Origin of the sequence: Micromonospora sp. RV43, assembly GCF_001029515.1 — a bacterium.
In the GTDB taxonomy this organism is placed as follows: Bacteria; Actinomycetota; Actinomycetes; order Mycobacteriales; family Micromonosporaceae; genus Micromonospora; species Micromonospora aurantiaca.
Genome location: NZ_LEKG01000232.1, coordinates 1 through 9,221 on the forward strand (window position 1 = coordinate 1; position 9,221 = coordinate 9,221).

At 72.7% G+C, this 9,221-nt stretch carries 12 protein-coding genes; 3 read left to right on the forward strand and 9 right to left on the reverse strand.

The features are described from left to right. Positions 1–94 precede the first annotated feature (94 nt). The gene (locus tag ABD52_RS34125; RefSeq protein ID WP_013475111.1) at positions 95–685 is read right to left on the reverse strand and encodes an FABP family protein; all 591 of its coding nucleotides are present in this window, start codon (positions 683–685) and stop codon (positions 95–97) included. A 55-nt stretch (positions 686–740) separates the two neighbouring features. Next, a complete protein-coding gene (mtfM, locus tag ABD52_RS41615; RefSeq protein WP_013475110.1) occupies positions 741–845 on the reverse strand; it encodes a small membrane protein MtfM in 105 nt (34 codons plus the stop codon). Positions 846–868: 23 nt separating this feature from the next. Here mtfM and ABD52_RS34135 point away from each other — a divergent pair, with 23 nt between their 5' ends. The 3 genes from ABD52_RS34135 to ABD52_RS34145 all read left to right on the forward strand — a co-directional run bounded on the left by ABD52_RS34135 (position 869) and on the right by ABD52_RS34145 (position 3,769). Beyond that, on the forward strand, positions 869–1,231 hold the full coding sequence (locus ABD52_RS34135) for a DsrE family protein (RefSeq protein ID WP_013288814.1): 363 nt from the start codon (positions 869–871) through the stop codon (positions 1,229–1,231). A 73-nt stretch (positions 1,232–1,304) separates the two neighbouring features. Continuing rightward, positions 1,305–1,694 (forward strand): SCP2 sterol-binding domain-containing protein, encoded by a 390-nt coding sequence (locus ABD52_RS34140; RefSeq protein WP_030272153.1) that lies wholly within the window; start codon positions 1,305–1,307, stop codon positions 1,692–1,694. Beyond that, positions 1,691–3,769, forward strand: coding sequence for a glycogen debranching N-terminal domain-containing protein (locus ABD52_RS34145; protein WP_047894453.1), 2,079 nt, complete (start codon positions 1,691–1,693; stop codon positions 3,767–3,769). The genes ABD52_RS34140 and ABD52_RS34145 overlap by 4 nt, the downstream gene beginning before the upstream one ends. Positions 3,770–3,771: 2 nt before the next feature. On the opposite strand, the gene ABD52_RS34150 is transcribed toward ABD52_RS34145, so the two are convergent. The 7 genes from ABD52_RS34150 to ABD52_RS34175 all read right to left on the reverse strand — a co-directional run. Beyond that, positions 3,772–4,623, reverse strand: coding sequence for a hypothetical protein (locus ABD52_RS34150; protein WP_047894454.1), 852 nt, complete (start codon positions 4,621–4,623; stop codon positions 3,772–3,774). Positions 4,624–4,677: 54 nt separating this feature from the next. After that, positions 4,678–5,730, reverse strand: coding sequence for a hypothetical protein (locus ABD52_RS34155; protein WP_047894455.1), 1,053 nt, complete (start codon positions 5,728–5,730; stop codon positions 4,678–4,680). A 129-nt stretch (positions 5,731–5,859) separates the two neighbouring features. Next, the gene (locus ABD52_RS34160) at positions 5,860–6,198 is read right to left on the reverse strand and encodes a DUF1416 domain-containing protein (RefSeq protein ID WP_013288819.1); all 339 of its coding nucleotides are present in this window, start codon (positions 6,196–6,198) and stop codon (positions 5,860–5,862) included. Then, a complete protein-coding gene (locus tag ABD52_RS34165) occupies positions 6,198–7,046 on the reverse strand; it encodes a sulfurtransferase (RefSeq protein ID WP_047894456.1) in 849 nt (282 codons plus the stop codon). The genes ABD52_RS34160 and ABD52_RS34165 overlap by 1 nt, the downstream gene beginning before the upstream one ends. Positions 7,047–7,252: 206 nt before the next feature. Next, positions 7,253–7,330, reverse strand: coding sequence for an Ms5788A family Cys-rich leader peptide (locus ABD52_RS41785; RefSeq protein WP_311202345.1), 78 nt, complete (start codon positions 7,328–7,330; stop codon positions 7,253–7,255). Between the two features lie 95 nt (positions 7,331–7,425). Continuing rightward, a complete protein-coding gene (locus ABD52_RS34170) occupies positions 7,426–8,208 on the reverse strand; it encodes a DUF2993 domain-containing protein (RefSeq protein ID WP_013288821.1) in 783 nt (260 codons plus the stop codon). A 79-nt stretch (positions 8,209–8,287) separates the two neighbouring features. After that, positions 8,288–9,221 (reverse strand): hypothetical protein (locus tag ABD52_RS34175; RefSeq protein ID WP_047894457.1); only part of this gene is annotated, 934 nt, incomplete at its 5' end.

Below are 9,221 nucleotides of genomic sequence, written 5' to 3' on the forward strand. Positions count from 1 at the left end.
CCCCCACCCCCACCCCGTTGATCATGAAGTTGGCGGCGACAAATCGGGCAAGGATCGCCGCCAACTTCATGATCGCCGGAGCGAGAAGGGAACGTCAGCCGGCCACCCGGGTCAGGCGGGCGGAGAGGTGCGGGCTCAGAGGGTGGCCCACGGCGGCCATCTCCTGCGCGTAGAGCAGGGCGCCCTCGACGATGCCGAACAGCCGGGCACCGGCGGTGACCTCCTTCGCCGTGGCGGTACGCACGACCGCGTCGGTGGCGAACTCGATCTGGGTGCCCTTGCGCTTGCCGATGTGCAGCTCCATCACGCCGGTCGGCGTGGTCATCAGCGCCTCCAGCTCGTCGGTCACCCGCTCACCGTCGAGCACCGGACGCCACCAGCCCACCTCACGGCCGGCGGGACGGACCGGGCGGCTCTGCTCGTCCAGGATCCACGCCCGGGACTCGTAGAACAGGAACGGCCGGCCGTCGTGGCTGATCCGGATCTCCTGCGCGTAGTCGAAGTCCTCGATCGTCGGGAACCCACCCCGGCCCCGGCCGCGCCAGACCCCGATGTACGGCAGCAGGCCGTCCAGGCTGGGGTGCAGCTTCGGGCCGACGCGCAGGTCGTGGCTCTCCTCGTACGGGTACGGGTCGACCGGCGGCGCGTTCAGCCACGGCGGCTGAAGCGGATTCTCACTATTCACAGCGCCACCTTCGTTCGCGACTGCGGGGCTCGCAAAACCGGCTCACTCCTCGCGCTCACCATCTACCTCTAGCGATTCGCACTGCGACATAGACCAGGCCACCGGCGAGCGCGCCCAGGCCGGCGACCAGCAGGCTGACGAACCCGATCTCGGTAACCATCCGGGCCATCCTATGCTGGCGTCATGGCGCGCACTCTCGTCGTCAAGGCCACCGCCGGCGCGGACTCCCCGGAACGCTGCGCCCAGGCGTTCACAGTCGCCTCCACCGCAGCCGCGGCCGGGGTGGACGTGTCGCTCTGGCTCACCGGCGAGTCCACCTGGTTCGCGCTCCCCGGGCGGGCGGAGACGTTCGAGCTGCCGCACTCCGCGCCGCTCGGCGAACTGCTGCACGTGGTCCTGACCACGGGCCGGGTGACCGCCTGCACCCAGTGCGCGGCCCGGCGGGACATCGGCCCGGGCGACGTCATCCCCGGCGTACGCATCGCGGGCGCCGCGGTGTTCGTCGAGGAGGCGATGACCGAGGGCGCGCAGGCGCTCGTCTACTGAGCGACCCGCCCGGGTCGTCCACTCTGACCGGTGAGCCGATCCTGACCCGACATGTCCGGATTACGCCTACCATGTGAACGTGAGTGAGGCGATCCAACAGTTCTTCGCGTCGCTACCGGCGCGCGCCGCGTCGGTGCTGAACAGCCCGATCGGCGGCACGCTCCAGATCGACCTGGCCGACGGCAACCGGACCGAGCACTGGTACGTGACGCTGGCCCCCGGATCGGCCCAGGTGAGCCGGGAGGAGCAACGGCAGGCGGACGGCGTGCTGACCCTCTCCACCGAACTGTTCGAGAAGCTGGTCACCGGCCGCGAGGCCGGCATGGCCGCGGTGCTGCGCAACGAGGCCACGTTCAGCGGGCACGTCGTGCTGTTCCTGGCGTTCCGCCGGTTCCTGCCGACCCGGCCCGACGTACGGGATCCGCGGGACGCCGCCCGCGACCACGTCCGGCGGCTGGCGTGAAGGAGCGGGTCAGCATCCTCGACGGCAACACGTTCCTGGTCAGCGACGATCGCGGCAACATCCAGCCGTCGTACGACTTCCCCACCGGGCTGTTCTCCTTCGACACCCGGTTCCTGTCCACCTGGATCCTCACCCTCGACGGGGAACCCCTGCACGCGCTCTCCATCGACGACTCGCTGTCGTACAAGACGCGGTTCTTCCTGGTCCCCGGCGAGCCGACGCACTACCTGGACGCGAAGGTCTCGGTCATCCGCAGCCGCGCGATCGGCGGCAGCCTGGACGAGGAACTGAACCTGCTCAACCACTCCGAGCAGGAGACGGAGTTCCGGCTCCGGCTGGAGATCGGGTCCGACTTCGCCGACCTCCTGGAGATCAAGAACCAGCGCGACAAGAAGGGACACACGCTGCCCACGGTGGAGACGAACGCGCTGCGGCTGACCTACCGCCGGCAGGCGTTCCACCGCGAGACGCTGGTGACCAGCAGCGCGCCGGCCGAGGTCGACGAGAGCGGGATGACGTTCCGGGTCCGGGTCGGCCCGCACGGCGAGTGGACCAACCGGCTGCACGTCGACACGGTCATCTACGGCGCCCGGGGCGAGGACATCCGGGCCATCCTGCCGCTGGGCGGCCAGCGCACGGCGGCCGACATCGAGGCGGAGCAGAGCGAGCTGATCAGCCGCGCGCCGAAGCTGGGCTGCGACTGCGAGCCGCTGGCCGGGGCGTACCGGCGCAGCCTCAACGACCTGGCCGCCCTCCGGTACGAGTCGATCACGCTCGGCGTCCGGCTGCTCGCCGCCGGCCTGCCCTGGTTCATGACACTGTTCGGCCGGGACAGCATCTTCACCTCGCTCCAGGTGCTGCCGTTCCTGCCCGAGCTGGTCAAGCCCACTATCGTCATGCTCGCCGGACTCCAGGGCAGCCGGGTCGACGACTTCCGGGACGAGGAGCCCGGCAAGATCCTGCACGAGCTGCGCTACGGCGAGACCGCCGGCTTCGAGGAGCAGCCGCACTCGCCGTACTACGGCGCCGCCGACACCACGGCGCTGTTCGTGATCCTGCTCGACGAGTACGAGCGGTGGACCGGCGACGCCGACCTGGTACGCAAGCTGGAGCACGAGACGCGGGCGGCGCTGACCTGGCTGGACACGTACGGCGACCTGCTCGGCACCGGTTACGTCTGGTACATGTCGCGGAACCCGGAGACCGGCCTGCCGAACCAGTGCTGGAAGGACTCGCCGGACGCCATCTCCTACGCCGACGGGCGGATGCCCGAGTTCCCCCGGGCCACGTGCGAACTCCAGGGGTACGCGTACGACGCGAAGCTGCGCGGCGCCCGCCTGGCCCGCACGTACTGGAACGACCCGACGTACGCCGACCGGCTGGAACACGAGGCGGCGGCGCTGAAGGAACGGTTCAACCGCGACTTCTGGATCGCGGACCGCGAGTACTACGCGCTGGCGCTCGACCCGCTGGGCCGCCAGGTGGACGCGCTCACCTCCAACATCGGTCACCTGCTGTGGAGCGGCATCGTCGACGAGGCCCGCGCCCCCGCCGTCGCCGCCCATCTGCTCGGCCCACGCCTGTTCTCCGGGTGGGGTGTGCGGACGCTCGCCGACGACCAGGGCCGGTACAACCCGGTCGGCTACCACGTGGGCACGGTGTGGCCGTTCGACAACTCGATCATCGCCTGGGGCCTGTGGCGGTACGGCTTCCGCCGGGAGGCGGGCCGGATCTGCGACGCCCTGCTCAGCGCGTCGCACTACTTCGACGGGCGGCTGCCCGAGGTGTTCGCCGGCTACGAGCGCGGCCTCACCGACTACCCGGTGGAGTACCCCACCGCGTGCAGCCCGCAGGCGTGGTCCGCCGGAACGCCGCTGCTGCTGCTACGGGTGATCCTGGGACTGGAACCGCAGGGCGATCATCTGATCATCGACCCGGCCGTGCCAACCGGGATGGGCCGGGTGGAACTGCTCGACATCCCGGGCCGCTGGGGCCGGGTGGACGCGCTGGGCCGCAGCCGGGAGCCGCACGAGGAACGGCCGTCGCCACCGGCGCTCACCCTGCCCGGCGGCTGACGTCAGGCCCGGCAGGGCGTGGTGACCGCCACCCGGACCCGCTCACCGGCCCGCAGCGCCAGCACCGCCGGGTCGCCCGGGCGCGCGTACGCGTCGGCCGAGTCCACCACCGGCGCGGCGCCGACGCCGAACGCGGCGGCCAGCGACTGGTCGGCCGGCACTGCGGCCTCGGACCGGGCCGTGCGGGCGGTCCCGCCACCCGGGCAGGGCGCGGTCAGCACCTGGACCGGCCCGGTCGCGCCGCCCCACCGGCCCAGCGCCGACGCCAGCACGGCCGACTCGGCGGCGGCGTCGGCGGACGGGGCCCGGTAGCCGGAGCCCGCCGGGCGGCAGCCGGTGTCGGCGGTGAGCAGCACCCGGCCCGGGCCACCGGCCCGGCCCTCGACCGTGACGAACTCGCCCGCGTCGGCGCGCAGCAGCGGTTCGCCGTCGAGCGTCGACACGCCGGCCCGCCAGCCCGACGGCAGCCGGTCGGCGATGCCGCGCAGCACCTCGCGTACGTCGTCGCCGCCGATCGCCACCTCGACGCCGCGCTCCAGCGTCGCGCCGTCGTCCATCGGCGTGATCCGGCAGCCGCGCTCCAGCCGGTCCGGCAGGAGCGCCGGTACGCCCGCGGCGCCGACCGCGGCGGTCAGCTCGCCGATCGCCCGGTCCACCACCGGGCCGGCCTGGTCCAGCGACCGCTGCTCCTTCACCGTCGGCGCGTCGGTGCGCACCGACCACCAGGTCAGACCCGCGAGCAGCACGGCCCACGCCACGGTGGCGACCGTCAGCCAGCGCAGCCGGCGTCGGCCGCCGGGGCCGGGCCGGCCGGGCGGGGTGGGCGGGGCGTAGCCCGTCTCGACGGCAGTCACCCGGCCATGGTGTCACGGACGGGCGAGACGCCCGGCCGCGCCTCGGCACCTCGCTCAGACCGGCTCCGACCGGCGGGACAGCAGCCACAGCAGGTAGAAGGGGCGCTGTCGCAGCTCGCCGCGACGGTCGGCGTACTGGTCGGCGGCGAGCACGGCGGAGAAGAACCCGCCCGCGCCCAGCATGCCGAGCACCGGCGCCAGCTGGGTGCCCTCGACCGCCACCAGCGTCGCCGCGACAGTCGCCACCGCCGCCCCTGCGGCCTGCACGGCCGAGCGCCGGGCCACCCGGGCGACCTCGGCCCGGGCCGCCCGCACCCCCTCCTGGATCTCCGCGTCGAGCTTCACGAGTTGTACCAGCGCGCGGTCCGGGTCGGTGTCGACCTCCAGCATCCGGCCTCGCAGGTACGCCTGGGTCGCGGCGAGCGCGTCGCCCTCCTGGGTCAGGATGGCGCAGTAGTCCCGCAGCGACGTGCCCTCCAGCATCGGCAGGTCGAGCTGGAGCAGCGGGGTGACCAGCCGCGCCTTCACCGGATCCCCGCTCGGCACGTCGACGACCCGATGCCCCTTGACGATCAGGTCGAGCGTGCGGTCCGGGTTGTCGCCCAGCTCGATCCGGCCTGATGTGTCGAACAGCGACGAGGTGGACTGTGCGTCCGGCGCGCGGGACTCCAGGTGGCTGCGGCGGAAGGTCTGCGGGAAGTAGACGAGCTGGCCCAGCTCCAGCAGCGGCGCGCAGTCCCGCAGGTACGCGCCGAGGCGGCCCAGGTCGTCGCACTCGGCGAAGAGCTGGTCGATCCGGATGTCCTCGTACCGGCAGCGCGGCCCGCAGTGGTCCGGGTCCTCGCCGCACCTCTTGCAGATCTCCCGGTTGACCAGATAGCGGTGCTCGCCGCCCGGCTGGGACAGGACCAGCTTCGCCGTGACGAGCGTGGCCCGCTTGGTGAGGAACGACAGATCGGTGTCGAGGCTGGCCACCGAGACGTCGAACGGGCGCCGCCGGCCGGACGCGTCGGTGCGCTGGAGTTCGCGGACGACCTCCTCGCCCCGGTTGCCGTCGATGAAGTCGATCAGATAGCGGCGGGCGTGGGCAGCGGCGTCGTCGAGCACCTGATCCCCCTCCGGCGCGTCCGGGGCGCACCGCCGTCCAGCCTGCCAGCCACGGGCGAGCCGCACAGTCGCCGGAACGGCTCGTGGCCCGCCACCCGGGTGGGCGGCGGGCCACGATCAGAGCGTGGGTCAGGCGGCGACCGAGACGGTCACCTCGTTGATCCCGCGGGCCGCGGACACGGCGGTGTCGCCGTTGCCGTGGCGGGACAGCGCGCGCAGCGTCCAGGAGCCCGGTGCGGCGAAGAACCGGAACTGCCCGGCCGCCGACGTCACCACCTCGGCGGTGAACTCGCCCGTCGAGTCGAGCAGGCGCACGTACGCGCCCGGCACGACCTCACCGGACTCGGCCAGCACGCGGCCGGTGATGACGGTCTCCTTCTCCAGGTCCAGGCTCGCCGGGAGGGGGGCGGACTGGTCCGGCGCGGCGCAGCCGGCGGCAGCCGTCGAGGCGGCGGAGGCGGCGGTCATCAGGCCTCCCCGGGCTCGTCGCCGAGCGCCACCGGCACGCCGACGAGCGAGCCGTACTCGGTCCAGGAACCGTCGTAGTTCTTCACGTTGCGGTGCCCGAGCAGCTCCTGGAGCACGAACCAGCTGTGCGAGGAGCGCTCGCCGATCCGGCAGTACGCGATCGTCTCCTTGCCGTCGTCCAGCCCGGCGTCGGCGTAGATCTTGCGCAGCTCGTCGTCGGACTTGAACGTGCCGTCCTCGTTGGCCGCCTTGGACCACGGGACGCTGATCGCGGTCGGGATGTGGCCGGCCCGCTGCGCCTGCTCCTGCGGCAGGTGGGCGGGGGCGAGCAGCCGGCCGGCGAACTCGTCGGGGCTGCGCACGTCGACCAGGTTCTTGGTGCCGATCGCGGCGACCACCTCGTCGCGGAACGCGCGGATCGAGGTGTCCGGCTCCTGCGCGACGTACTGCGTCTTCGGCCGCTCCACCACGTCGGTGACGAGCGGACGGGCGTCCAGCTCCCACTTCTTGCGGCCGCCGTCGAGCAGCTTCACGTCGCGGTGGCCGTAGAGCTTGAAGTACCAGTACGCGTACGCGGCGAACCAGTTGTTGTTGCCGCCGTACAGGATCACGGTGTCGTCGTTGGCGATGCCCCGGTCGGACAGCAGCGCCTCGAACTGGCTCTTGTTGACGAAGTCCCGGCGGACCTGGTCCTGCAGGTCGGTGCGCCAGTCGAGCTTGACGGCGCCGGCGATGTGCCCGGTGTCGTAGGCCGAGGTGTCCTCGTCGACCTCGACGAAGACGACGCCCGGGGCGCCGAGGTTCTTCTCGGCCCACTCGGCCGAGACGAGTGCGGTGTCGCGACTCATCAGATCACTCCCTGGTGAGGATGGTTTGGTGAGTCTGCGCGTGGAGATCGATGTCGATGGTTGTCGCACCACACGCGGACCCTGAGCTAGGAACGGATCACGGGTACGTGCGACGGCGCCGCTGCCGGGCGTTGAGGAGGGGGAACCGGGAAAGGTTCGTGGACCCTGGGTGGCCGCCGTTCAGGCGGCCGGAGACAGCCCCGCCGTCAGATGACGGGGCGACACAGGCAGGTGGCCACGCGGCACAGGTCGACCGCGCGCCGTTTGGTGAGGAGGGTCCCCATGGGCAGGGAGATTACCAGCCGAGGCGACAGCTGCCACCAGGCCGACCAGCATCCGGGACGGCAGGCCCGTTCCCCGGACCGGCCGTGTGCGGCTTTCAGCCGGCTGAATTGATGGGCACGTTCGCCGCGTCCGCCGTGACCACCAGGCCCTCCGGCTTCGGCTCCACCTTGCGCAGGTTGAGCTGGAACGGCAGCTCCGGCAGCGGCACGTCGATCGAGATGCCCTGCGCGTACCGGGTCAGCGCGGCCCGCGCCAGCGGCACGTTCGGCAGGCCCTCGGCGGTGAGGTCGTTGAAGCGCAGCGCCACCTTGTTGCCGGCCACCGTGACGTCGGCGGTGCCGTTGACGGTGAGCTTGATGCCGAGGACGTCCACCGGGGCGGTGACGGCGAGCTTGCCGTTGCGCTCGCCCAGCGTCAGCCCGGGCCGGTCCAGCAGCTTGGCCAGGCTCTCGTAGGTGACGGTGCCCCGCCCGTCGACGCTCTCGGCCACCACGTCGCCCCGGCCGGAGCGCAGCGTGTCCAGCGAGGCGGTCACGTTGCGCGCGTCCACGTCGAGCTTCGGCACCTCGACCGCGTCGCCCTGCACGTCGCCGCGCACGTCGGTGAGCTGGATCGAGATGCGCTCGTACCGGCCGTCGAGCACCTGGGTGAGGAACGGGAAGCCACCCACCTCGACCTGCGGCGCGGCGGACTGCGCGTCCTGCTTGGCGATCTCCTGCCGGACCTGGTCGGCGATGGCGCGCTCGGCCACGCCGGCGGCCACCCGGTCGGCGACCACGAGCAGCCCGGCCAGCACCAGCAGCAGGACGAGGAAGCCGATCAGCACCTTTCGGCCCCGTCGCCGGGGTCGGCCCTCCGCCGGATACGCCTCTGCCACGCCGCCTCCAGTCCTCGCCGCCGTCACCGCGCCTCGCGGCGCAACCGTACTTACCCGAGGCGAATCCTCCCCAACCGCGTCACAGGAACAGCACGCACATGGCGTACGCGGCGGGCGCGGCCAGCGCGAATCCGCCCAGCGGTCCCTGCATGTGCCGGGCCACCCACATCGTCGGCGGTTCACCGGCCATCAGGCGGCCCGCCTCGGCGTACCCCACCGCGAGGTCGGCCAGGACGGCGGTGGCCGCGCTGACCACCCCGACCAGGGCGGCGCTGGTCGGGGTGAAACCGACCAGGTAGCTGCCGAGCACGGCACTGGTGAGGGTGCCGATCATGGCGCCGGCGACCACGCCCGTCGCGCCGCGCGGCACCTGCGGGGCGAGCCGTGGCCACGGCGCGACCGCGTCGGTGAGCCGGGCGACGAGCAGCGCCACCCCGGCGGCGGTGAGGCAGACCGTGATCGCCTGGGTGCCCTTGGGGATCCGGCTGAGCACGATGAGCGTGGCGAAGGCGACCACGCCCACGACGATCAGCAGGGTGCCGCCGAGCGAGTCGGTCACCCGGACCCGGTCCACCCGCCGCACGAGCTGCCCCAGCACGGCCAGCAGGAGCCCGGCTGCGGCGGCGTAGCCGAGCGGGGCCAGGCCGGCGATGTCCGACTGCACGGCGGCGACGTCGGCGATCACCGCCGTCGCGGCGCTGACGAGCGCGACGACGAGCAGTGCGGGCGGTCGCATGGCCATCGTCCAGGCCAGCACGAACAGGAGCTGGACGCCGAAGATGATCGCCGCGAACGGAAGCCGGTGCCCGGGGCCCGAGGTCTGCGCGCCGAGCACCAGGCCGACGCCGAGCAGCGCGGCGAAGCCGGCGACGGTGAGCGCCAGGGGGCGGCGGACCGGGACCGGAGGCACCTCCTCCTCGGGCTCCTCGTCGGACTCGTCGTCGGGACGCCGGCCGGGACCACCCTTGCGCAGCCGGCGCGGGCCCTTGCGCTCCGGCCGCTCGCCCTCCTCG